The following is a 23,478-nucleotide window of genomic DNA, read 5'->3' as shown; positions in this document are numbered from 1 at the left end:
GACTCCCTACGCCCCCGGGGTGCGCCGCGCAACGGCGATGCGCACCCCGGCTCCCTCGCTCAGCCGCAGGTCAGCGTCCAACGGCAGGTATTAGACAGGCATTCCTTGCCATACAGGCACGTTGCCCCCTTGGCCTTCTTCGGCTGGCACTTGCCGCTGTTGAGCCCCCAACCGCAGTACTGGGTGCTCGCGCAGTCGGTCTCCTGGTCGCAGATGCAGGTGCCCGCGCTGTTGCAGCCGGACGCGGTGCATGCGTCGCTGACGCACTCCTCCTTGAAGCGGCAGGACTCGCCCACCGCCTTGGAGTCCGGCGCGTAGTGCTCGCCGCACAGCACCGGGTACGCGGCCTCGCGCGTGCCCTTGTCCACGTAGGTGGCCACGCCCGCGGTGTCGATGTCCGCCGCCGCGTCCGCCATGCCCGTGCGCGGGTTGGACGCGCGCTCCCACACCTTGAGGAAGGCCTCCGCCGAGCCGGACAGCCCCGTGGTGTTGGCGCCCACGCGGCCCAGGTCCTTCAGCAAGTCAGGCAGGTAGCCCACGTGCGCGAGGCCGAACTCGTCGAAGCCCGTGCCCAGGCGCGCGGGACCGGAGACGTTCTGCTGACGCAGGTGCGCATCCGCCTCCGCCTGGAACGTCGCGGAACACGCGCCGTTGTTGCCGAAGCGCGGACGCGTCTGCTGGATGAAGCCGTTGAGGTCCGCGCCGAAGGCCATGGGGACCTTGAGGCCCTGGCGACCGAACTCGACGGCCTGGGCCAGCGAGCGCGTGGAGCCATGGCAGTTGTTGGCGACGCCGGAGTGCGTGTACGCGCGCGTCTCGTCATGCGCGGTGCGCAGGCCGAAGATGCCACCCGTCTGGCGCAGGTAGCGCACCACCCACGCGGGCGTCGTCTTCTCGTCGTCGGCGAGCTTCGGGTTCATCACCTCGCGGAAGTGGCCGTGGGAGATGACCAGCGGGTAGTAGGTGTTCGCCTGGGCGACGGCGAAGGCGTCCTGGAGGCCCTTCTCCGACAGGTGGGCCACGTCGATGAGCATGCCCTTGCCCATCATCGTCTGGAGCAGCGCCTTGCCGTCCGCGGTGAGGCCCTTGGTGTTGCGGCAGTTGCCGGCCGCGTCGCGGTACACGTCGAAGCCCAGCGTCATCGTGTCCGTCGTCACGCCGCAGTCGGTGTCGATGTGGCAGTTCTCCGTGAACTGCGCGGCCTGGAAGATGGCGTTGTGCAGCGCCGCGCCGCCGAAGCGGTTGTCCAGCTGGTGCACCGGCTGGAGCGAGCGGACGCCCAGGGCGTGGAAGCGGTCCAGCTCCAGGCGCCAGTCCTTGGTGCCGAACAGCTTGCTCGTCTCGATGGAGAGCACCATGGCCAGCTTGCCCGAGGCGATGATGCTGCGCGCGTGCGACGGCGTCAGGGCGATCTCCACCCAGTCGGTGCGCGCGTCGAAGGCCCGCGCCATCTGGAGCTGCAGCTCCACGTCCACCATCTCGTCACACGGCCGGGAGATGTTCTGGTACGGCAATGCCTTGCAGAGGAACTCGTTGCTGACCAGCGACACCATGACCAGGGACATGCCGCCCTGGTGCGCCTGCCGCAGCCACCCCTCCCACGACTGCTGATGCGCGATGGTGTCCCAGCGCGGCCACTGCGTGTTCACCGACATGCGCCCCAGGTGGATGCCCGTGTCGCCCTCGGTGCCCTCGATCTTCCCGATGAACTCCGAGCCCACCGCGCCGCCCAGGCCAAAGAACGCCGCGAGCAACGGGTTGCCGCTCAGGTCCACCCCGGGGCAGAGGTTGAGCAGGTTGCTCAGGTCCATGCGCACCCGGGCATGGTCACTCTCCGGCAGGCCACCGTCACAGCTCACCAGCGAGCCGGTGTGGCTGCCGTGGAACCACCCGCCGCCGAACGCCTCCTCCGCGAACATGTGGTGGTGCAGCTCCGCGAAGCCCGGCGCGGCCAGGGGCTGTGTCTGGGCCTCGGTGGCGACCTCGACGGGAGCCTCACCCTCCTGCACGGGGCCGCACGCGAGCCCGAGACAGAGGGTGAGAGGAAGGAGGGCCAGGGCTCCCTGGCGCCGACGGTGCTGAGACATGAACATGGAGGGGGATTCCTTCTGGGATGCAGGGGCGGACGGCTCCGCCTTCGCGCCCGGGAGGATACTCCCCGCACGACGGGCATATCGAGCAATCCACGCCCACCTCGAGACCGTGGTTTCAGGGGACGTCTCCGTGCGTCACGAGGAGTCGCCGGCCTGGAAGCGGCGGGCGCCGGGGTGTCGGTCCAATGACAGGCGCGTCTGAACCCGGTTGACGGCGTGGAGCGGAACAACAGACACAGTGCGGCAGGTCGGGCGCACATCCGCGCTACCAGAGCCATGCTGATACGATTGTCCTCGCCCATGGCGTCCCGCACTGGCGCGAGGTCGGCCGGGGTCTCGAAGGAGCAGTCATGTCCCTGCGCCGTGCCCTCCCGTGGAGTCTCGCCCTCCTGTTGTCCTTCACCACGGCCGCCTTCGCCGAGCCGGCCACCACCGAGGTTCTCGCGCCCGAGTCCAGCGAACCCCAGGACGCGGCGAGTCTGGTCTGTGTCGCGGTCCGGTGCTCGACGGTGAGCGAGTGCTGGGCCGCGTGCCCCGGCGCGAGCAGCGTGAGCTGCGTCAGCAATGGGTGTCGCTACACCCTTCCTGGTGGTGGTGGCGGCGGTGGAGGCCCGTGGTGCGAGCTGACGCGGTGCAGCGACGACGCCGACTGCGTGTGCAAGGGGCAACAGGGTTACTGCGAAGCCCGCGCCTGTCGGTACTGAAGTCGAGGTGTGCCTTGGGCCGTCCTCGCGGCGGCCCGAGGCAAGGCGGTATCCTCGTGCGCCGCACCTGGAACGCGTTCCGCGGTCCGGTGCGCCACAAGGGCTTATGCACCTGGACGACTACACGCGATACGACGCGATGGGGCTGGCGGAGCTGGTGCGTCGCAAGGAAGTGACTCCGACGGAGCTGACACAAGCGGCGCTCGCGGCCATCGCCCGCGTCAATCCGAAGCTGAACGCGGTCATCGACGTCCGGGAAGCGGACGCGCGGGCCGCCGTGCAGACGGGGCTTCCCCAGGGTCCTTTCACCGGGGTGCCCTTCCTCATCAAGGACCTGGCGTTGCATGCGGCGGGCGTCCCGACGGACCTGGGGAGTCGGCTGACGCGCGGACTGATGCTGCCGTTCGACTCCGTGTTGATGGAGCGCTTTCGCCGCACGGGCGTGGTGTTGCTGGGCCGGACGAACACGCCGGAGTTCGGCAACAACGCGACGACGGAGCCGGTGCTGCATGGCCCCACGCGCAACCCATGGGATTTGGGACGCAGCTCCGGTGGCTCCAGTGGAGGCTCGGCGGCGGCGGTGGCGGCGGGCATCGTCCCGGTGGCCCATGGCAATGATGGCGGCGGCTCCCTGCGCATTCCCGCCGCCCTCTGTGGAGTGTTCGGCCTGAAGCCCACGCGCGGGCGCAACTCCGTGGGGCCCAATTCAGGAGAGGCCATCAACGGCCTGGGCGTGGAGCATGTGGTGACGCGCTCGGTCCGCGACAGCGCTGCGATGCTGGATGCCACCCACGGTCCCGCGGTGGGCGACCCGCACTACGCGCCGCCGCCGGAGCGGCCCTATCTCAACGAGGTCCGGCGGGAGCCGGGGCGGCTGCGCATCGCGATTTCGAGGAGGCCCGCGTCCGGAGGGCCCGTGAGCCCCGACAACGTCGCGGCGGTCGAGGACGCCGCGAAGCTATGCGCCTCCCTGGGGCACGACCTCGTCGAGGCAGCGCCCGTCTATGACGACGCCGCGCTGGTGGAGGCGATGGTGACGGTCTGGTCCTCGACCAACGCGGCCCTGGCGGGGATGCTGGGCGGGGCCCTGGGACGTCCCGTGGGCCCGGACACGCTGGAGGCCACCACCTGGGCGGCGGTGCAGCATGGCCGTTCGCTGAAGGCGACGGATCTCCAGGCAGCGCTGGGAGTGTTCAATCAGGTCAGCCGCGCCGTGGGCGCGTTCTACGTGGACCATGACCTGCTGCTGACGCCCACGGCGGCGGTGCCGCCCTACCCGCTGGGCGCGATGGATTCCAACAAGCCGATGAGCGCTGGCGAGTGGTACCGCCACGTGTTCTCGATGATTCCCTTCACCGCGCTCTACAACGTGACAGGACAGCCCGCGATGTCCGTGCCGCTGCACTGGAACGCGCAGGAGTTGCCCATCGGCGTCCAGTTCGTGAGCCGCTTCGCGGATGAGGCCACGTTGTTCCGCCTCGCGGGACAGTTGGAGGAGGCACGTCCGTGGTCCGTGCGCCGGCCTCCCGTGCATGCGGCGCGGGACGCCTGACACGCCCTTGAGTGAGCGGGCTGGGCCTCTCGAGGAAGAGAGGCTCAGCGCGGGAGCGGCAGGTATCGACCGAGCCCGTCCATGACCAGGCTCTCGATGCGCACCACCGTGCGCTTCGGGCCAACCTCCAGCCTGTCGAACTTCGTGAGGACGGAGAGGAACGGCGTCTCCCGCTTTCGCTCTCGAATCTCCGACCAGGGAATGAACAGGGGAGGATGGAAGGGCATGAAGACGGGAATCATCGAGATGTAGAGGCCATCCTCGTCCGCCCCCACGGTGAGCGAGTTCCTGTAATGGACCCAACCCATCCGCCCCGTGACACCACTGATGGCGCCCCTCGGCATGGGTTCGTCCGTGCGAAACCTCCGCGCGAGCCAGAACCAGCCCCCCTTGAGCGACGAGAAGAGCGCCAACGCCAGCAGGCCCACCACAAACAGCGGAATGCCCAACCAGAGCGGAATGGAGGTCGCGGCCAGCAGAAACACGGAGGGTGTCTCCATCATCGTCACTCTCCCTGCCGAGGCGCGCGTGCCCAGACCACATCCCAGATGGACGCAGGGGACGAAAACCCAGGCACCACGAGCCGGACCAGCACTTCCGTGGAGGCCACCTGGGCGCCCTGACTCCGCGCCTCCACGAACAAGCCTCGGAGCAGCGCTGGCCCATCCACATACACCGCGGACAACAGCCCGGACTCGCCCACCGGAGCCGGCGGCGAGACGTCCGGGTCACGAGGCTTCAAGCCCCAGGCCTCGAGGATGTCACGGTACAGTTCATCCAGGTCATACAGCGGCGCATGAATCCCCAACGCGCCACACGGGCAATCCCAACCAAAGCCCCGAGCCAATCCACCCTGGTCCAGCATCCGACCCCGCGCGGCCTCTCCACAGAGGCCACACTTCACTGAACCCACCTCGCCTGTGAGTTCATGCCGTGCGTCGAAGGTGATGCTGAGCGTTTCCATCAGTTCGCCGGGGGCAGGTAGAAGTCGAGGGATTCCGTCACGGCGGCCCGGAGCCGAATCCGGGTGGAGTGCTCCCCCGCCCGAAACGTGTCGCGCTTCACGAAGAAGAACGACGTGACCTCCCTGTCATGAATCTCCGACCAGGGGATCCGCAGCGGGGGATGAAAGAGTCGGAAGATGAGATTCGGCACCAGGTAGAGCCCTTGCGCATCGCCGCCCACGGCAAGACAGCTCTTGTAGTCGATCCAGCCGATCTTCCCCGTGGTGAAGTTCCGCATGTCACTCGGGGCGGGCCCGTCCGCGCGGAACTGCCTGGCGAGTCCATGCCAGCCACTCATCCACGACGCCACGCGCAGGGCCAACGCGAACCCCACGACGAGCAGGAGCGTGGCTCCCCAGGGATGCGTCTTGACCAGGAGGTCGAGGAAGGACGAGGGCATGGCCGCTGTCCTAAGTCGCCAGGGTCAGTCGCGAAAGCGCCTCGCGCAGTCGCTCGGGGATCGCCGTGGACTTGCGCGTCTGGCGGTCCACGAAGACGTGAACGAAGTGCCCGTGGGCCGCCGCTTCCGACGCCCCTTCCTTGAAGATGCCAATCCCATACGTCACCGAGCGCGTGCCCAGCTTGTCCACCCGAAGCCCCGCCCGCAGCGCGTCTGGATAGGCGAGCGGCGCGCGGTAGTGGCACTTCGACTCCACGACGAGCCCGATGACGGAGCTGCCGTGGATGTCCAACCCGCCCTCCTGGATGAGGAAGTGGTTCGCCACCGTGTCGAAGTAGCTGTAGTACGTGACGTTGTTGATGTGGCCGTAGACGTCGTTATCCATCCACCGTGTGGTGATGGGCAGGAAGTAGCGATAGCGCTCGGCGGTCTCGACGTCACTCACGGCTTCAGTCTCCCCATGGCTACCAATACCCCAGCGCCTGCTGGAACAGCCCGCTCAACACGGGCCTCGACATCTCGCGGGGAGCATTCTGCAACAGTCGCTGCTGCGGGAAGGCCCCCTCCGTCAGCGCCGCCACGTCCGCCTCGGTGTACCCGACTCCGCCCAGTCCGTTCGGCATCCCCACCGCGCGCATGATGCGGATGAGCTTGTCCGCCAGCACCTCGCCCGCGTCCTTCGGCCCCGCGCCGCGCGCGTCCGCGCCCAGCCACGTCGCGGCCTCCAGGTGCCGCTCCGGACTCTCTTCCGCCGTGTACCGGAACACCGAGGGCGCGTTGAGGATGACCGCCATTCCATGGGGTACGAGCGGTTCGTCCTGGGGATAACCCGTGGGCCTGAACTCGCGCACGAGCCCTGCCACCGCGTACGCCATGCCGTGGGGCGCATGCACGCCCGCGTTGCCGAACGCGATGCCCGCCAGCGTCGCCGCCCACATCAACTGCTCGCGTGCCTCGTGGTCTCCCGCATCCTTCACGCCGCGCTCCAGATACAGCCCCATCAACCGCAGGGCCTCTCGACATCCCAGGTCGCTCCACGGGTTGGCGCCCTGGCTCATGGGCCGCAGGCTGGGGCGCGGAGGCGCGGGGCGGCGGACGTAGGGTCGCGCCGTATAGGACTCCAGCGCGTGGGAGAGCACGTCCAGGCCGCTGGCGGCCACCACTTCGCCCGGCAGCGTCGCGGTGCAGTCCGGGTCCACCAGGGCCTCGGTGGGACGCAGCGCGTGCGAGGCGATGCCCGTCTTCGCGCCCAACGAGAGCAGATCGAAGATGGTGATGCCCGTCACCTCGCTGCCGGTTCCCGACGTCGTGGGGCAGGCGATGTGGGGCTTGAGGGGACCGGGCACCGGCCTGCCCTCGCCCACGGGGGCATTCACGTAGGTCAGGAAGTCGGAGGGCCACGTCGCATAGAGGTTCGCCGCCTTGCACGTGTCGATGACGGAGCCGCCACCGAGTGACACGTAGCCATCCGGGCGCAGGTCCGCGGCGAACCGCACCGCCTCCAGGAAGGAGCGGTCCGTGGGCTCGACGCGAACGTCCGTGAAGACGCCGACCTCGAGTCCGGCCGCGAGCAGCGAGGCGCGCACCTTCTCGAAGTGCGGCAGTCGGGCCACGCCCGCATCCGAGAACAGCGCCACGCGTCTCATGCCGAGCGCCCGGGCCCGCTCGCCCACCTCCGACAGACAGCCTCGACCGAAGGTGACGCGCGACGCATCCATCGTGAAGGCGGAGTCACACCCCTCGCCCACCGACTGGTAGTGGCAACAACCAAAGCCCATGACAGTCCTCCCACGCCGGTTGCCGCCGCAATCTAGCGTGGGTGGGAGGAAGAACGGGCGACATCCTCCAGCGCCAGGGTCTCGCGGCGGGAAAGAGGTACGGACGGCACAGCCCATCCCGAAGCGCGGGAGGGCCATCGAACCCCTCCGCGCTCGTGGCTCGGGGTCCTGCATTCAACCCCTGAGGACTCCACCAAGCCGTGCTCAGCAGTCGTGGTTCGGAGGCGTGCCTCCCTCCGCCGAGCCCCTCCACACGCGTGGCGAGGAACTCCATCGAGCCGTGCTCAGCAGTCGTAGTTCGGAGGCGTGCCGCCGTCCTCGACGGGCACCGGCGCGGGTCCGCCCTGCTTCGCGAGCGACTCCCCACAGTCCAGCGAGGCCTCTCCCGAGAGCGTGCGATAGAGCACACACGACGCCCGCTCGACGAAGAACGCCTGTCGCGGCCAGTCCGGTCCGCGCGCCGCGAGGATGGCCACCGCGTAGTGGCCACCATCCGGCAGCCGCACCAACCCCACCTCGTTGAGCACATTGTAGCGCGAGTCATCCGAGCAGCACCCTGGAGGCAGCCAGCCCGCCTTGTGGCGCATCGAGGCCCGGACCTTCGCGGGCAGGAGCGTCCCCAGCCAACCACCACACCCCTCGCGAGGCGTCAGCTCCATCCACGCGAGCATGCGCGAGGTGGGCTTTGGCTTCAGCAATTCGCCCGCGCTCAAGCGATGCAGGAAAGACACGGCGTCGGCAGCACAGAGGTAGTTGTCATTCCCCATCGCCTGGGGCGAGTTCGTCGCGCGGCGCGGCTTGCCGTAGTTCCACTTCGTCAGCGCGGTGTTCTTCACGTCCAGCGAGCGCAGATAGTCATTGATGGCGTCCGGCCCACCCACCAGGTCGATGACCGCGCCCGAGGCCTCGTTGTCCGAGGTGCGGAAGACCTTCTCCGCCAGCGGCGCCACCTTCGACTCCTCGGCCTTCTTCAAGGCCGCCGCCACCCAGAACACCTTCGCCGAACTGGCTGAGATGTGCGGCACCGTGTCGGAAGACCCCGCGTACTCTCCGGTGCGCAGGTCCTTCACCGCGATGGCCACGTCCGCTCCCGGAGCCAGGCGCGCGGCCTCCGCCGCCAGCGAATCCACGACGGACCGAAGTGCCTCGCGCTTCGGAGCCCCTGCTGCCGGAGCCGCCGCCAGGGCGCTTCCCATCGTGAGCCAGGACAGCGCCAAGGCCCCAAACCAACCACGCGGCACGAACCACGTTGTCATCATCGTCCTCCAGGAAGTGCTGCCCCCCGCGGGAGCCGCCGAGCCCGCCACGAAGGCCCCCAGGGCATCCGCGACGCCCAGCCGGGACGCTCTCTCGTAGTCGAAGTCCACCACGCCCGCCAGGGACACACCGGCGCCACCACGACCAAAGCCGGGGACGTAACCCGCCCGTCCGAGCGTGTGTCCAGTCACTGGTGACTCCCGGGTGACAACGACAGCCCTGCTTCAAGATTTCTCGGGAGTCTCGTGGAAGAGCCGCGCGAGAAAGCGCGTGAAGCTGAGGGAGTCGCCCGAGGAGACGGCCCGTTCCGCTTCCAGCTCTCTCCAACAGAGGGTGATGCACTCGCGCCGGAGGCGGGCGATCTCCTGGTCCACCTCGACCAGCTCCACATGGTGCTCCCTCAATTGGTCGATGATTTGCTCGGCATGCGTCAGGGCCTTGCGGAACTCCCTCGACAGGATGCCATCCGCTCGCATCTGGACCGCCGCGGAGTCTTCTTCCAACTCCAGGGCTTCACGCCGCGCGTCGAAGCGGGCCGCGAGTTCTTCGGCCTCGCGCTTGAACCGCAGTCGCACCTGTCTCTTCTCTTCGTCGGGGAGCCGGGACTGGAGCGCCGCGTCTTCCTCCCAGCCCTTGTGCTCGGCCTCCAGGTCCTTTCGAGCGTTGAGTTCCTCTCGGTCCACCTGGACACGCCGTCCGTCGACGCGGTCGAGCGCCGAGCGATCCACATCGTGGTTGCGCTCGCGAACCTCCTCCATCCAGACATGGAGCGACTCCTGCTCACCCAGGAGTCGAGCGTGGGCCGCCTGGGCGCGCTGCGCCACGGCCGGTCGGTCCACTCGAAGCTGTTGAAGTCGCGCCTCCACATCGCCTCGGGACGCACGGGACTCGGCCCATTGCCTTTCCAACCGCAGGTGTTCCTGGGCCACGGGCTCCTTCCGATACAGCAAGAGCGCGCGCGAAAGCCCCAGTCCACCCACGAGCCCCGATCCCACCAACCACCACGGAGAAAACACCACGCCCGGGATGAGCCCCAGGATCGCGGTGACCAGCACGCCCCCGGTCATGCCGCGCTCCAACGAGTCCTCACGAGAAAACTCGCGGGGGGCCAGCGAAGCGGGAGCGATGAAGCGCGCCAGCGCCCGCGCGTGGGCTTGCGCGCGCGTCGGCTGCGGTCCGGGCTCCGGAACAAGTCGCTTGTCCAGTCCTTCGTCCAGGGTCAGCTCCGGCAAGCGCGAGGGCGCGAGTGCCAGCAGGGACAACAGGGTTCTCGGCACGTACTCGCGGATTCGAGCATGAGGCGAAGTCAGTAGCGCCTGGAGCAATGGAGAACGGGTCGGCTCGACAAAGTCCTTCCGCCGGAACAGGAGGCAGTCGTCGCCCCCCTGGAACCGCTCCCAGAGCGACGGGTCGTGCGCGAGCGCGACCAGCGAGAGCCATACCCCCCACGCCGGGAAGAGGTCCAACTGGAGGTTGAGCGAGCCCGAGTCGCGCGCTGGATGCTGGTAGTTGGCGTGCCCCCGCTCATGGCTCTCGCGCCCACGCAGCGAGAACACACACATTCCATCGTAGTCGATGAGCCGCAGTCCTGAGTCGGTGACAATGACATTGCCATGCTGGAGATCACCATGCGCGACAGCGGCGCGGCTCAGCGCCTTCACCAGGTCGAACCACTCGGCGGCGAGCTGGAACAGCTTCGCGGGCTCATGCAGGTGGCGCCCGACATAGCGCTCCAGGGACTCTCCCTGGACCCACTCCATCTTGACGATGGGCACCCACCGCCCTCGGACGTGGATGCCTCGGGGAAGGAACGTGAAGCCAACCATGTACGGCAGCCAGTGCTGCTCCAGATGACGTTGGATCTCCAGGTAGCGGGACTGCAAGTCGTAGGGAAATGGGCGGGTGAAACAACGCACGGCGTAGACCTTCTCGCCACACGTCACCTTGTAGATGGTCGCGAAGTTGCCCGCGCGCGGCCGGGGCAGGCTCGCCATCGCGCCCGTTCCCAGCTCGACGACGCCCTCTCTCAACTCGGGGTCGGCGAACGCCTGCCGAGGATGCTGGAGCGCCGTCTGGTAGTCGCTGTCCGAAGGGAGAATCACGACCTCACGCCCCCACCGTCAAGCGAAGCAACGTGACGTCATCGTTGCGGATGACCTTGTTTGTCCGCAGGCCATCCACGAAGCGCGCGAAGGACACCGGGAGGTCCTCCGACGTCCCCGTGGGAAGCGCGAGCCAGGGCGCCCCGCCCCGCTCGTGCTCGGCCAGGAACCAGTGGGCCAGCGCATCGGTCATCAGCAACAGGAGGTCCCCGGGTCGCACGTCCCCTGCTTCGCATCGCGCCGCTTCGCCCACGCGCGCGTTCTGACCGGACTGCGTGGACACCAGGAACGGACGCGAGCCGAACGACACGGCCGCCTCCAGGGGAAAGGACCGCAGCAACCGGTCTCCTCGGACCTGGAAGAGACACGAATCCCCCACCGCCAGCGCCGTCCAGGTGCCCACCGCGTCGCCACCGCGCGCGGCCTCCAGGCGAACCCCCAAGAGCGTGGCGAACGCGCCCTCCAGGAGCTTCTCCTGTGCGTACCAGGGAAGCTCCCGACTCCCGACGTCCGCGTGCCATCGCCGCTGCAGCACGGGCAGGGCCTGGAGCAGCGCGGAGGACTCACCCATCCGCCCCTCGGCGAACTCCCCCGCGAGCAGCCGGGCCCACAGGCCCGAGAAAAGGCTCTCCGTGGCACCATCGGCGACGGCGACGTGCAGCACCTCGCCCTCGAACGTGGACGTCTGCTCTGGCGCGCACGCGTCCTCGTTCTCGGAGGGCGTGTTGCCCGCCTTCTGCACCCACATCGCCTCGAGCTGGATTCTCACGGTGACGACGTCCTGGCCAGGGCTACCGCAGGTTGCTGGGGCGCGTTCCGATGTTCAGGAACTTGATGAGCGACACGATGTCCGCGTTGAAGGCGAAGCCCCGGGCCCCCTCGCGCACCGCGTGCCCCTCCTCTCGCGCGGCGGCGAGCATGCCCGGGGTCAGCGGGCTGGACAGGTCGAAGAGCAGCCGCGCATGCGCGTCCGGAAGCCCCACCTCCGCGTCGGGGAACTGGATGGGCGTCGCCGGGTTCGACGACAGATGCACGTTGAGCAGCAACACCGCGCCGTCGGAGCTTCGCAGCGCACGCAGGGACGACGCGACAGCGGTCGGGTCTCCATCCGTGGGCTGCCCATCGGAGACGTTCACGATGATGGGAGGAAAGCCCTCTGGGTGCTCGCGCAGCCAGTCCCCTACCAGGGAAGATGCGCGGGAGAGCACCTCGCACATCGGCGTGGGGCCGTGCGCCACCGGCTCGAACCAGACAGGGAAGCGGACCTTCTCCCGCACCAGCCCGCCCATGCCGTCCTCCCGCTCCCGCGTGCGCTCCTCCAGCCGCGCGGGGGCGTGGCCAATCTCGCTGATGGGAACCAGCCCCCGACCCGCGAGCGGGCCCGAGAACGCGGAGCCCACGCGCTCGCCATAACCCAGCACGCCCAGGTGGAAGTAATCGCGGATGCCCTCCTCGCGGGCACAGCGCACCACCAGGTTCTGGAGCAGCCGGTTGGTGACGTCCGCGACGCCCTCGGCCTTCTTCCGCGAGCCACCCGGCCCACCAAAGGGGTCATCCATGGACCCGGACTGGTCAATCAAGAGGAGGATGCATGCGGGCGCGGTGCGGCTGATTTCCGCCGAGTAGGCCATGGCGGACGAGCGTACCGGTTCACCCTCTCGTGCGCGACGACAGACGACAGCGGCCCCCGCGTCCCACCGCGCCCTCGAGACAGGCGGCGCGATGGAACGGGGAGCCTGGGCTTGCGAAGCTAGAGGCCCGTCGGGCCCGTCGGGCCCTTCGCCAGCTCCGCCACGAAGCCCGCGGCGATCTTGGAGAACTTGAGCGCGTGGTTGGCCGTGCTGCCGGACTTCGCGATGGTGTCGCCCGTCGTGTGGATGTAGGGATTGCCCTGGCTGACGACAGCCTCATGCGGGATGGAGGCCGCGAAGCCCGCGTTCGTCCACGACGCGTGGTCCGAGCAGGCATAGCCGCACGTGGTGTTCACGTGGGTGATGCCGGCACCGTAGGTGTTGATGACGTTGCGCAGGAACGTGTTCTGCGCGGAGTTGGTGTAGTCAGTGACGATGCCCACGTCGGCTGACGTGCCCCGGTAGTTGGTCATGTCGAGCTGGAGCACGCCCACCACGTTGATGCCGTTGTTCTTGTGGTACGCGGCGATCTCCTTGGAGCCGCGCAGGCCGACTTCCTCGGCCGCGTAGCCCATGAACTTCACCGTGCGCTGCGGCCGGTAGTTGCAGGCCACCGCCGCCCGGATGACCTCCGTGAAGGAGGCGATGCCGGAGGCGTTGTCATCCGCGCCCGGCGCCGTGCTGCCGGAGGAGATGGAGTCCAGGTGGCCACCCACCACGACGACTTCGTTGGGCAGCGTGGTGCCCCGGATGGTGAGGATGACGGAGGGCTGCGCCCAGGCGGTGTGCGTGAACAGCTCGGACGTGATGTCCGTGCGGCCGGCGGCCAGGGTCGCCCAGCGGCTGCGCAGCCAGTTCGCCGCGCTCACGCCCGTGCTCGACGTGTAGTAGCGCGTGGTGTACGCGGCCATGGAGTTGATGGTGCTGCGGACGTTCGCCTCCGTCATCTGGCCGATGAGGCAGTTGGCCGTGGCGGCGTTGTCGATGGTGTAGGTGATGAGGTCGCGCGTGGACGCGTCGGACGCGGGCACCAGCGACTGCTCCGCTTCGTCACGGCTCTCGAACGTCACGAACCCCGCACAGCGGTTGAACCGGTCGTGCATCACCTCGGCGATGCGCGACAGCTGCGACTCGCGCACGGGAATCACCACCACGTCCTCCTTCGACAGCGAGGGCGCGGGGACGCTCCAGCCTTCCCGAGCGAAGGCCTCCGAAACGGGGGCCAGGGCGTCGGAGCCCAGCGAAATCCACAGCTCTTTGTCCTCGGCTTCAGCGAAGGCCGCGGTGGGGCTCAGCAATAACAGGGCAAACGGAATCAACCGCTTCATGGGCAGCGCTCCTCGGTGGGTGGGTGGTGCGACGCGGATCACCGCGGGCGGCCGCATCGCACGGCCTCCGCGTGTGGTCCCCAGGACGTGCGCAACGCCAACCCGCGCGCGTCGACGGAGACGGACCCGTACTTTCCGTTTTTCCGGTGAATCCCGGCAACACACCCCTCCCCTGAGCACGGGAGGGAAGTGTTCACCCGTCAACAGAAGCCCCTTGCCCGGCTGCGTCACCCTCCTGGACCGACACCGGCCCCATTCGTGGAAGCGGCCTTCAGTCGCCGGACCGTGCGGCCAGGGCGCCCAGGCCCGGGCGCACGGCGGCCAGGGGCGAATCGGACTCGGCGAGGCTCGCCTCGGTGCGCACCATGGGCAGGCCGTGGGGCTGCCCGCGAAGGAAGGCCATGAGCTTCTCGCGGACGATGCACCGCAGCTCGAAGGCCTTGCCGGAGTCCGACGCGCTCACCAGCGCGCGCAGCTTCATGGTGCGCTCGGAGAGGTCCGTCACCTGGAGCGCCTGCACCTTGCCGTCCCACAGGCCGTTGGACTCCTGCTCCAGCACGCGCTTGAGCTCCGCGCGCACCGAGGGCACGTCCGTGCGGAAGTCCACGTACAGCTCCGCGGTGCCCATGATCTCCGGCGACACCTTGCTCCAGTTCTGGAAGGGCTTCTCCAGGAAGTGGCCCATGGGAATCACCAGCCGCCGCAAGTCCCACACCTTCACCACCACGTAGGTGAGCGTGATTTCCTCCACCCAGCCCCACTCGTTCTCGACGATGACGGTGTCGCCGATGCGGATGGGCTGGGTGATGGACAGCTGGATGCCCGCGAGCAGCGTGGAGATGGACTTCTGCGCGGCCAGGCCGATGAAGAGGCCGGCGATGCCCGCGGAGGCCAGCAGCGACACGCCCACGTTGCGCACCGCCTCGAACTGGAGCAGCAGCAGCGACGCGCAGATGAGCACCACCGCCACTTCAATCACCCGGCGCAGCACCGACAGCTGCGTGCGCAATCCGCGCGCGCGGGCCACGTTGCCGCCCTGCTCCTCGCGCGCCACCGTCTGCTCGACGAAGCCCGCCGCCAGCTTCACGAAGCGCAGGAGGAACCACCCCACCGCGGCCAGCCCCACCGAGCGGGCCACCAGCTCCACGCCGTGCTTCGCCACGGGTGGCAGCTTCAACGCCCACAGCCCCGAGGCCACCAGCACGACGAAGAGCAGGTAGCGCACCGGCCCTCGCGCCGACGCCGCCAGCTGGTCATCCCAGCCGGACTTCGTCATCGACGTGGCCCGGTCCACCAGCCGCATCACCAGCCACTCCACGCCCCGCCCCAACAGCCACGCTCCCGCCACCAACACGCCCAGCCCCGCCCACTGCCACAGCTCCAGTCCACCCCAGGCGCCCTCCGGCACCGGCACGGGCAAGGGCGGCGCGGCCCCTTCCACACCGGAGGCCTCGGTGGGCAGGGCGAACAGCAGCGACTGCAGGGAGCTTGTACGAACCATGTCTCGGGCCTCTCGTGGCGGGACGCGTGCGAGCCAGCGCGCACCGGACGGTGTGCCCTGGCGGGTGCCTCCACCCTCGGGTGAATGTTTGAGGTCAAACCTACTAGCGGTATGAGTGGGCCGCGTCCATGAACTTCTCCGAGCCCGGACGCCCTGCGGCCCACGAGGCGTCAGCTCGGGGACAGCGACTCCCGGGGTCCAAACGACCCGGCGTGCTTTCCTGGGATGGCGGGGCTGAGCGACACTCGGGGTTCGTGCAGAGAGCCCTCGGGGCGCGCGGCGCCTGGCCGTGCGCTCCCTCATGGAACGCGAGGAGTCGACGATGAGCATCTGGAATGTGGCGGGTCGCTGGGCCCGGAACGTCCTTCAGCAGCCGGCCGCCGCCCCTGTCGGCAACGAGGCCCGGGCGAAGAATGGAAGCGCCGCGGAGACGCCGAAGGATTCCTTCACGCCGTCGCCGTCGCCGGGCCCCAGTCCCACCCGGCCGGAGCTGAACCCCGCGCCACCGGAGGGGTACTCGAAGCCGGTGAAGGCGAACGAGCTGCCGGACGTGGGCAACGGCTCTGGCGTGCTGACGCTGAACCTGGCCAACGGCGCGGGCTCCAAGTACCGCACGGAGGACAACCGCGAGGACCAGGCCCGGCTCATCCGCGAGACGGGCGCGAACATCGCGGGATTCCAGGAGGTGGACATCAACGTCGACCGCAGCGGCAACGCCAACACCGCGCTGAGTGTCGTCACCCACCTCAATCCGGCGTTCGAGGCCTTCAAGTCCGGAACGGTGCCCACGGTGCCCATCGGCGAGGACGCGCCGGCGACGGCCATCCGCAAGGGCAACGACGGCACCACGCTCTACCAGACGCCCGAGGGCACGCTGGTGACGGGCGAGTCCTTCTCCGGTGATGACCGGAACATCAAGGGCGACAGCGGCGCGGACGCGACGTACGGCAACGCGGTGTACGTGGGCGCGCCGGACAAGGTCGTCGACGCGTACACCATCACCCTGCCCGCCGCCGAGTCGGGCGGCCCCACGGTGTCCTCGCCGGAGCAGCTCGCGGCGCTGGGCGACGGCAAGGTCACCAACGCGGAACGCAACGAGCTGGGTCAGCGCAACGAGGCGCTGCGCAAGAACAGCCCCTCCGAGCCGCGCACCGCGCTGGTGACGCGCGTGGTGGGGCCGGACGGTCGGGAGAAGAGCATCATCAACGTGCACCTCGCGGCGGGCAGCGAGTCCAGCGGGCTGCGCGCGAAACAGCTCGCGTACCTGGCCGACATCGCCCGGGCGGAGGCGAAGGGCCCTCCAGCGCGCGAGCTGGTCGTGATGGGCGACTTCAACGACTCCACGAAGAACGTGGGCGACGCGCTGGAGGGCGCGGGCCTGCGCCGCGTGGTGGGCGGCAAGAAGGCCAACGGCGACAACTTCGACCAGGTCTGGGTATCGGGCGGGTTGGACACCGACACCAGCGCCCAGGTGAAGACGGAGGGCGTCAGCGACCACGCCCACGCCGGCTACACCGTCATCCGCTGAGCACCGTCCCGCTGACGGCTGGCGGGCTACTTCTTGCCAGTCGTCGCGGGAGGCGCGGCCTTGGGAAGTCGCGAGATGTGGCTCGCGGCAATCCGCCAGCGCCCGTCGCGTTTGATGAGCGTGTCGGTGAAGCGGAAGTCCACGTCGAAGGGCGAGCCACCGGAGACGCCCTTCACGGAGGTGATGCCAATCACCACCGCCGTGTCGCCGTAGAGGCGGACCTTCATGTCGTGGTTGCGGAAGACCTCGTAGCGAGGCTCCTTCGCGCGGACCTCGGCCAGGGTGGCCGCGCGGTCCGTCACGTTTCCCGCCGAGTCCATCTGGGTGAAGCCGTCGGCGAGGAAGCCCTCCAGGAAGGCGAGGTCGCCCTTCTGGAAGGCCTCGCACGCGGCGTGGAGCCCGTCGAGCACGGCCTTCTCATCCGCGCTCGGGGACGCGGCGACCGAAGGAGACGACAGCGCGAGGACCAGCAGGGTGAGCATCGACTTGAGCATGGAGGGCCTTCCGGGAAAGGCCCTCGACGTACAGGGGATGCCACCGGCTGTCGAACCGTCGTTGCTTCTTGAAGCTCAGTCGTCGCTCGACGCCCGCTGGCGCAGCACGAGCAGCCTCGGCTCGGTCATGTCCTCGATGGCGTACTTCACGCCCTCCCGTCCCAGCCCCGAGCCCTTCACGCCGCCATAGGGCATGGTGTCGACGCGGAAGCTCGGCACGTCACCCACCACGACTCCGCCGACCTCCAGCTCGTCCCACGCCCGCATCGCGCGCGACAGGTCATTGGTGAAGAGGCCGGCCTGCAAGCCGTAACGGCCCTCGTTCACCGTGCGCAGGGCCTCGGTGAAGGACGTGAAGGACTGGAGCAACACCACCGGCCCGAAGGCCTCCTCCGCGCAGAGCGGCTCGTCCGCGGGCACGCCCTCCACCACGGTGGCCTCCAAGAGCGCGCCCTTGCGACCACCGCCCGTCAGCACGCGAGCGCCTTTCGCGACCGCGCTCTGAATCCAGCCTTCGAGTCGCCGCGCCGCGGGCTCATCAATCATGGGGCCGAGCGTCGTCGCCTCGTCCCGGGGGTTGCCCGCGCGCAAGGCCTGGGCCCGCGTGACGAGCCGCTCCTTGAGCGCCTCGTAGTGCGAGGCATGCACGAGCACCCGCTGCACGGAGATGCAGCTCTGCCCCGACTGGAAGAAGGCGCCATGCGCCACCCGGTCCGCGATGACGTCCAGCGAGGCGCCGGGCTCGCGGTCCACCACGCAGGCCGCGTTGCCACCCAGCTCCAGCACCACCTTCTTGCGTCCGGCGCGGGCCTTGAGGTCCCAGCCCACCTTCTCCGAGCCGGTGAACGACAGCAGCTTGAGCCGCTCGTCCTCGATGAGCGGACCGATGTCCGCAAGCGAGGGGGTGATGACGGAGAAGGAGCCTTCGGGCAGGGCCGTCTCCGCGAGCACCTCCGCGAGCAGCATCGCGCTCACGGGTGTTCGGTCCGACGGTTTGAGGATGAAGGGGCAGCCCGCGGCGATGGCGGGGGCGACCTTGTGGGCGACGAGGTTGAGCGGGAAGTTGAAGGGGGTGATGAGCGACACGGGCCCCACCGGCACGCGGCGGGTGAAGCCTCGGTAGCCCTCCGCGCGCGGCGACACCTCCAGGTCCATCACTTCGCCCCCGCCCCGCACGGCCTCCTCGGCGGCGGCCTTGAAGGTCTCGATGAGGCGCGTGACTTCACCGCGTGCGTCGCGCAGGGGCTTGCCCGCCTCGATGCAGAGCACCAGGGCCAGTTCCTCGGCGCGCTCCTGGAAGCGGCGCACGCAGTGCTCCAGGACGGACTGTCGCGCGTGGGCCGGCAGCTTGCGCATGGGCTCGGCGGCGCGCACCGCGGAGGCGATGGCCTCTTCCACGGCGGCGGCGTCCGCGAGCGCGACTCGCGTCACCACCTCTCCGGAGTACTTGTCGACGACGGGCAGGTCCGAGTTGGGCTGGCGAGGACGATTGGCCAGATAGTACGGGTAGCGTTCAGCCAGCATGGAGCACCTCGAGTTCCTTGTCCCCGACGCCGAGCGCGCGGGTGTTGTCCGAGTAGTCGATGGGCAGGTCGATGACGTGGACGCCGCCCGCATCGAGGCTGCGCGCCAGCGTGGCGCCGAACTCCGACGCGCTCGTGGGCCGGTGACCCCTGGCACCGTAGGCCTCCGCGTAGCGGACGAAGTCGGGGTTGCCCAGGGCCATGCCGAAGTCCGGCAGGCCCATCTCCCCCTGCTTCCAGCGAATCATTCCGTAACCATCGTCGCGTACGACGATGACCACCAGGTCCAGGCCCAGGCGCACCGCCGTCTCCAGTTCCTGCGAGTTCATCATGAACCCACCGTCTCCGCAGACCGCGACCACCTTGCGGCGGGGGTGCACCATCCTGGCGGCGATCGCCGACGGGAGCCCCGCGCCCATCGTCGCCAGCGCGTTGTCGAGCAGCAGCGTGTTGGGCCGCCGCGTGCGGTAGTAGCGGGCGAACCACAGCTTGTACATGCCGTTGTCCAGGCAGACGATTCCGTCGTCCGGCAGCGCGCGGCGCACCTCCGCCACCAGTCGCGCGGGGTAGATGGGGAAGCGGTCATCCGCGAAGCCTTTCGCGAGCTGCGCCTCCAATCCCGCCCGAGCCTTCTCGAACGGCGTGAAGTCCCAGTTCGTGCGCGAGCCCAATCCCTCCGCGATGCGCCAGACGGCGTTGGCGATGTCGCCCGTCACCTCCAGCTTCGGGAAGTAGACGGGGTCCACCTCCGCCGAGGAGAAGTTGAGGTGGACCACGGCGCGGCGGCTGTCGCGCATGACGAAGGGCGGCTTCTCGATGACGTCGTGGCCCACGTTGATGATGCAGTCGGAGGCTTCGATGGCGCGGTGGACGAAGTCGCCGTCGGACAGCGCGGCGGTGCCCATCCACAGCGGGTGGGACTCATCGACGACGCCCTTGCCCATCTGCGTGCTGGAGAAGGGAATGCCCACCCGGTCCACGAGGACGCGGAGCATCTCCGACGTGAGCTTCCGGTTCGCGCCCGCGCCAATCATCAGCAGGGGCCGCTTGGCGGAGGCGATGGTCTCCACGGCCTGCGCGATGGAGCCTTCATCCGCCACGGGCCGCTTCCAGGCACTGGGGGCCAGGAGCGCGGCCTCGGTGGAGTCACGCGCCACGTCCTCGGGCAACTCCAGGTGCGTCGCGCCGGGCCGCTCCTCTTCCGCGCGACGGAAGGCCTCGCGCACCGCCGACGGGATGTGCTCCGCGGAGACAAGCGTGCGCGTCTGCTTGGTGAGCGGGCGCATCATCCCCACCACATCGACAATCTGGAAGTGGCCCTGCTTGCTCGCCTTGATGGGCTTCTGCCCGGTGAGCATCACCATGGGCATGGCGCCGAGCTGCGCGTACGCGGCGGGCGTGACGAGGTTGGTGGCGCCCGGCCCCAGCGTCGCCAGGCACACGCCCGCGCGCCCCGTCAGCCGCCCCCATGTCGCGGCCATGAAGCCGGCCGCCTGCTCATGCCGGGTGACGACCAGCCGCAGGCCGGAGGCATGCATCGACTCCAGCAGGTCCAGGTTCTCCTCTCCGGGGAGTCCGAAGACGCAGCGCACGCCCTCCGCTTCGAGTGCTTTGACGAACAGGTCCGAGGCCTTCATCGCAGTCCTTCCTTCCGTGACAAGGGAAGTTCTACGGTCCGGGCTCGATTCGTACATTCGTTTGTTCGCATGGAGTCGATAGGCGCCATCTATGATGGCGCCATGGAGCTCAGGCACCTGCGCTACTTCACCGCCGTCGCCGACACGCTGCACTTCGGCCGGGCCGCGCGGCGGGTCCACGTCTCCCAGCCCACGCTGTCCCAGCAGATCCGCCAGCTCGAGGAGGAGCTCGGTACACCCCTCTTCGAGCGGGCCAGGACCGGGGTGCGGCTGACGCAGGCGGGGGAGCTGTTTCGCACCTACGCCTCGCGGGCACTGGAGGACGTGGACGCGGGTCGGATGGCGGTGGGCGCGCTGCGGGGCCTGGCGACAGGCTCGCTGCGCGTGGGCTATCCGCCCAGCATGCGCGGCCTCGTCGTGCCCGCGCTCGCCGCCGTGTTGCGCCGCCATCCAGGGCTGGTGTTGAGCGCGGAGGAAGCGGTGGTGCGGCGGCTGGAGCGACGACTGGCGGATGGAAAGCTGGACGTGGGGTTGGGCTATGCGCCGGCGCGCTCGCCGGACCTGGACACGGAGGCCGTGTTCGACAGCCGGCTCGCGCTCGTCGTGGCGCGCGGGCATGTGCTCGCGTCAGCGGAGTCGGTCGGGGCCCGGCAGCTCGCGAGCGAGCCCTTCGCCCTGCTCTCTCCGGGGCTGCGCGTGCGCTCCCGCGTGGATGCGTACTTCGCCACGCTGCGCCTGTCCCCGCGCATCGCGCTCGAATCGAACGCGGTCGCCACGGTGCTGGCCATCGTCCGCGCGGGGCTGGCCGTCACGGTGCTGCCCGAGCCCCGGCTCGCGGACGTGGAACGACTGGTGGTGAAGCGGCTGGCGCCCGCGCCACGCTCCGAGCTGGCCGCCCTCCTCTGGCGCAAGGGCGCGCCTCGTGCTCCCGCCGCCGAGCTGTTCGCCTCCGAGGTCCGCGCTCGCGCGAAGGAGACGGGCGACTGAGTGAAGCGCGTCCCGCATACTCACAACCAGGTGGTTGACTGTCACTTCGTCGCCGCTATGCTCAACAAAGTGGTTGAACGTCGTCCGGATGCCCCGTGGCGACTCCATCACCTCCCGAGGGAACGATGCGAATCCCCTTCTGCAGTCTGTTCGTCGATGACCAGGAAAAGGCGCTCAAGTTCTACACGGAGAAGATGGGCTTCGTGGAGAAGGTGAACGTTCCCGCGGGAGGCGCGCGGTGGATCACCGTGGTCTCCGCCGAGGACCCCAACGGCACCCAGCTCGTCCTGGAGCCCAATGGGCATCCTGCGGCGACGACGTACCAGAAGGCCCTCTTCGCGGATGGCATTCCCGCCACGGCGCTCATGTCCTCGGACATCCAGAAGGACTATGAGCGGCTGAGCGCACTTGGCGTGGAGTTCCGGCAGAAGCCCACGCAGATGGGGCCTGTCATGGGGGCCATCTTCGACGACACCTGCGGAAACCTCATCATGATCAACCAGCTCTGAGGCAGGGCTCCGGGGGCGTGAACATCGCGCCCCCCGGCGCGTCGGGCCGTGACAGCATCGCGACGAATCACCCCACATATCTGGGATTGCCTCGCCTCATCTGACTCCGGCACGCTCCCTCTCAACCCGGGAGGAATACATGCGAGCAGAACGGAGTCTTTGCGGTGCACTGGGGGTGGCCATCCTCATGCTGACGGGCTGCGCCCCTGACGAACTCTCGTTCGAGCACGAGGAGACTCTCCTCGGCGACAGCGAGCGAGCGCTGGTTCTCGATGAGGAGAGAGACTCAGACCTGGGCGTCGAGCACAGGGACATGCCGGATGCCGGAGGACCCGACGCAGGCGGGCCAGGCCCGGGTGAGCCGTCCCCGGACTACTGCTTTGGAAACTGGGAGACCTTCTACTATTCCAACATCCTCTACACGATCCCCGTGGGGAGGGCTCGCTGCAACTGCGGCTACTTCGCCCAGTTTGGCGAGACGACCTCTTGGAGCATCTCCACCAACCTCGGGTCCTGTCTGAAGTAAAGACAACCTGAATCATGAAGACCGCATCACCGCGCCCGGGCAGGAGGTCCGCCGCCCCGTGCCTGGGCGTGTTCTTCGTGGAGAGGAGGCCCCTGCTCACGCCGAGGGCCCCCCTCTCCACTTCAACCACCGTCCGCGATGCGAATGGCGAGGACGTGTTCCCAGCTCAGTAGATGCACTTGAGGCCGAGGTTCAGCACGAACGGGACACCGGTGTTGGCGTAGCTGTCCATCGTGCCCGTGGTGTAACCGAAGTACTGGCAGACCCGGTTGATGGACCCGCGCAGGTGCCACCACGAAGCAAACGGCGGGTTCATGCCACTGAGGAACGGGAAGCGAGAGTCATTGGTGTCGACCCCGCGAACCGCGACGTGGGTGCTCGGGACGCAGACCAGTCCGAAGAGATCCGCCGACGTGTCCGCGAAGCCCGTGAAGAACCCCGTGTTGTAGAAGGAGCCACACTCGTTATCCGCGATGGCGCCCGCGTTGTAGGCCGCCTGCGAATCAAGCGAGATGGAGCTGCCCTGCCACAGGGCCCACGCCCGCGCATCGCCGCCAGGGATATCCTGCCAGGTCACCATGTCCGAGGTGAAACAATGGATGCCCATCAACTCACCGTCCTGGTCGCCGGTGTACATCCCTCGCGCGTAACCATAATAGGCACACACCGCCTCCGCGCTCCGGTTCGCGTAGGCCCAGCCCACGTCGTTGCGGTTCGTGATGGGAAAGCCTGCCGCGCTCCGCATCGCGGCCGTCGTGTCGAACCATACAGGCCCGGCGAAAGCCGGGACCGAGACCAGTGCGACGATGGCGGATGCAAGGGCTGTCACGAGCTTGGAAATTCGCACGGCTCCAAACATGCTTCTCTCTCCTGGAAGGGACATCGACTGAGGTAGCCGAGAGAGATACGGAGCCCTGGCAAATC

22 protein-coding genes are annotated in these 23,478 nt (G+C 68.6%); 6 read left to right on the top strand and 16 right to left on the bottom strand.

The genetic code is table 11. The features are described 5' to 3' along the window. Window positions 1-59: 59 nt before the first annotated feature. On the bottom strand, window positions 60-2,087 hold the full coding sequence (locus HUA76_RS24995) for a membrane dipeptidase (RefSeq protein WP_254614484.1): 2,028 nt from the start codon (window positions 2,085-2,087) through the stop codon (window positions 60-62). Window positions 2,088-2,443: 356 nt separating this feature from the next. Here HUA76_RS24995 and HUA76_RS24990 point away from each other — a divergent pair, with 356 nt between their 5' ends. Both HUA76_RS24990 and HUA76_RS24985 read left to right on the top strand, forming a co-directional pair. Further along, window positions 2,444-2,797 carry a hypothetical protein gene (locus HUA76_RS24990; protein WP_174462280.1) on the top strand — a complete coding sequence of 118 codons (354 nt, stop codon included), beginning with the start codon at window positions 2,444-2,446 and terminating at the stop codon, window positions 2,795-2,797. 106 nt (window positions 2,798-2,903) lie between these two features. After that, the gene (locus HUA76_RS24985) at window positions 2,904-4,349 is read left to right on the top strand and encodes an amidase (protein ID WP_174455112.1); all 1,446 of its coding nucleotides are present in this window, start codon (window positions 2,904-2,906) and stop codon (window positions 4,347-4,349) included. 44 nt (window positions 4,350-4,393) lie between these two features. On the opposite strand, the gene HUA76_RS24980 is transcribed toward HUA76_RS24985, so the two are convergent. The 11 genes from HUA76_RS24980 to HUA76_RS24930 all read right to left on the bottom strand — a co-directional run bounded on the left by HUA76_RS24980 (window position 4,394) and on the right by HUA76_RS24930 (window position 15,350). Further along, window positions 4,394-4,852, bottom strand: a complete 459-nt coding sequence (locus HUA76_RS24980; RefSeq protein ID WP_141640905.1) for a hypothetical protein — start codon at window positions 4,850-4,852, stop codon at window positions 4,394-4,396. A 2-nt stretch (window positions 4,853-4,854) separates the two neighbouring features. Further along, window positions 4,855-5,313, bottom strand: a complete 459-nt coding sequence (locus HUA76_RS24975) for a hypothetical protein (protein ID WP_174462279.1) — start codon at window positions 5,311-5,313, stop codon at window positions 4,855-4,857. Beyond that, window positions 5,313-5,753 (bottom strand): hypothetical protein, encoded by a 441-nt coding sequence (locus HUA76_RS24970; RefSeq protein WP_174462278.1) that lies wholly within the window; start codon window positions 5,751-5,753, stop codon window positions 5,313-5,315. The genes HUA76_RS24975 and HUA76_RS24970 overlap by 1 nt, the downstream gene beginning before the upstream one ends. 10 nt (window positions 5,754-5,763) lie before the next feature. Further along, window positions 5,764-6,198: a thioesterase family protein gene (locus HUA76_RS24965; protein ID WP_141640902.1), complete on the bottom strand. Its 435-nt coding sequence runs from the start codon at window positions 6,196-6,198 to the stop codon at window positions 5,764-5,766. Between the two features lie 19 nt (window positions 6,199-6,217). Next, the gene (locus tag HUA76_RS24960) at window positions 6,218-7,531 is read right to left on the bottom strand and encodes a hydroxyacid-oxoacid transhydrogenase (protein ID WP_141640901.1); all 1,314 of its coding nucleotides are present in this window, start codon (window positions 7,529-7,531) and stop codon (window positions 6,218-6,220) included. A 284-nt stretch (window positions 7,532-7,815) separates the two neighbouring features. Continuing rightward, window positions 7,816-8,979, bottom strand: coding sequence for a serine hydrolase (locus HUA76_RS24955; protein ID WP_371823519.1), 1,164 nt, complete (start codon window positions 8,977-8,979; stop codon window positions 7,816-7,818). Window positions 8,980-9,012: 33 nt separating this feature from the next. Next, a complete protein-coding gene (locus HUA76_RS24950; protein WP_174462277.1) occupies window positions 9,013-10,890 on the bottom strand; it encodes a hypothetical protein in 1,878 nt (625 codons plus the stop codon). A 4-nt stretch (window positions 10,891-10,894) separates the two neighbouring features. After that, a complete protein-coding gene (locus HUA76_RS24945; RefSeq protein WP_174462276.1) occupies window positions 10,895-11,659 on the bottom strand; it encodes a protein phosphatase 2C domain-containing protein in 765 nt (254 codons plus the stop codon). Window positions 11,660-11,681: 22 nt separating this feature from the next. Beyond that, on the bottom strand, window positions 11,682-12,521 hold the full coding sequence (locus HUA76_RS24940; protein WP_174462275.1) for a VWA domain-containing protein: 840 nt from the start codon (window positions 12,519-12,521) through the stop codon (window positions 11,682-11,684). Window positions 12,522-12,640: 119 nt separating this feature from the next. Next, entirely contained in the window at window positions 12,641-13,849 is a 1,209-nt protein-coding gene (locus HUA76_RS24935; RefSeq protein WP_174455106.1) for a M20/M25/M40 family metallo-hydrolase, read from the bottom strand. Between the two features lie 271 nt (window positions 13,850-14,120). After that, window positions 14,121-15,350, bottom strand: a complete 1,230-nt coding sequence (locus HUA76_RS24930) for a mechanosensitive ion channel family protein (RefSeq protein WP_174462274.1) — start codon at window positions 15,348-15,350, stop codon at window positions 14,121-14,123. Between the two features lie 322 nt (window positions 15,351-15,672). Here HUA76_RS24930 and HUA76_RS24925 point away from each other — a divergent pair, with 322 nt between their 5' ends. Continuing rightward, window positions 15,673-16,878, top strand: coding sequence for an endonuclease/exonuclease/phosphatase family protein (locus HUA76_RS24925; protein ID WP_174462273.1), 1,206 nt, complete (start codon window positions 15,673-15,675; stop codon window positions 16,876-16,878). Between the two features lie 26 nt (window positions 16,879-16,904). Here the strand turns inward: HUA76_RS24925 and HUA76_RS24920 are convergent, their stop codons facing one another. From HUA76_RS24920 to HUA76_RS24910, 3 genes are all read right to left on the bottom strand, one after another. After that, the gene (locus HUA76_RS24920) at window positions 16,905-17,372 is read right to left on the bottom strand and encodes a nuclear transport factor 2 family protein (RefSeq protein ID WP_174462272.1); all 468 of its coding nucleotides are present in this window, start codon (window positions 17,370-17,372) and stop codon (window positions 16,905-16,907) included. 75 nt (window positions 17,373-17,447) lie between these two features. Beyond that, window positions 17,448-18,896, bottom strand: a complete 1,449-nt coding sequence (locus HUA76_RS24915; RefSeq protein WP_174455102.1) for an aldehyde dehydrogenase family protein — start codon at window positions 18,894-18,896, stop codon at window positions 17,448-17,450. Then, complete coding sequence (locus HUA76_RS24910; protein ID WP_174462271.1) at window positions 18,886-20,532, bottom strand: acetolactate synthase large subunit; 1,647 nt, start codon at window positions 20,530-20,532, stop codon at window positions 18,886-18,888. The genes HUA76_RS24915 and HUA76_RS24910 overlap by 11 nt, the downstream gene beginning before the upstream one ends. Window positions 20,533-20,634: 102 nt before the next feature. On the opposite strand from HUA76_RS24910, the gene HUA76_RS24905 reads away from it, so the two are divergent. The 3 genes from HUA76_RS24905 to HUA76_RS24895 all read left to right on the top strand — a co-directional run bounded on the left by HUA76_RS24905 (window position 20,635) and on the right by HUA76_RS24895 (window position 22,554). Then, window positions 20,635-21,519: a LysR substrate-binding domain-containing protein gene (locus HUA76_RS24905; protein WP_174455100.1), complete on the top strand. Its 885-nt coding sequence runs from the start codon at window positions 20,635-20,637 to the stop codon at window positions 21,517-21,519. Between the two features lie 125 nt (window positions 21,520-21,644). After that, window positions 21,645-22,028 (top strand): VOC family protein, encoded by a 384-nt coding sequence (locus tag HUA76_RS24900; RefSeq protein ID WP_174455099.1) that lies wholly within the window; start codon window positions 21,645-21,647, stop codon window positions 22,026-22,028. Between the two features lie 139 nt (window positions 22,029-22,167). After that, on the top strand, window positions 22,168-22,554 hold the full coding sequence (locus tag HUA76_RS24895; protein WP_174462270.1) for a hypothetical protein: 387 nt from the start codon (window positions 22,168-22,170) through the stop codon (window positions 22,552-22,554). Between the two features lie 166 nt (window positions 22,555-22,720). Here the strand turns inward: HUA76_RS24895 and HUA76_RS24890 are convergent, their stop codons facing one another. After that, window positions 22,721-23,299 (bottom strand): hypothetical protein, encoded by a 579-nt coding sequence (locus tag HUA76_RS24890; RefSeq protein WP_174462269.1) that lies wholly within the window; start codon window positions 23,297-23,299, stop codon window positions 22,721-22,723. Window positions 23,300-23,478 lie beyond the last annotated feature (179 nt).

The organism is Myxococcus sp. CA056 (genome assembly GCF_013336715.1).
Taxonomy (GTDB): domain Bacteria; phylum Myxococcota; class Myxococcia; order Myxococcales; family Myxococcaceae; genus Myxococcus; species Myxococcus llanfairpwllgwyngyllgogerychwyrndrobwllllantysiliogogogochensis.
This window is presented reverse-complemented; position numbering and strand designations above follow the sequence as displayed.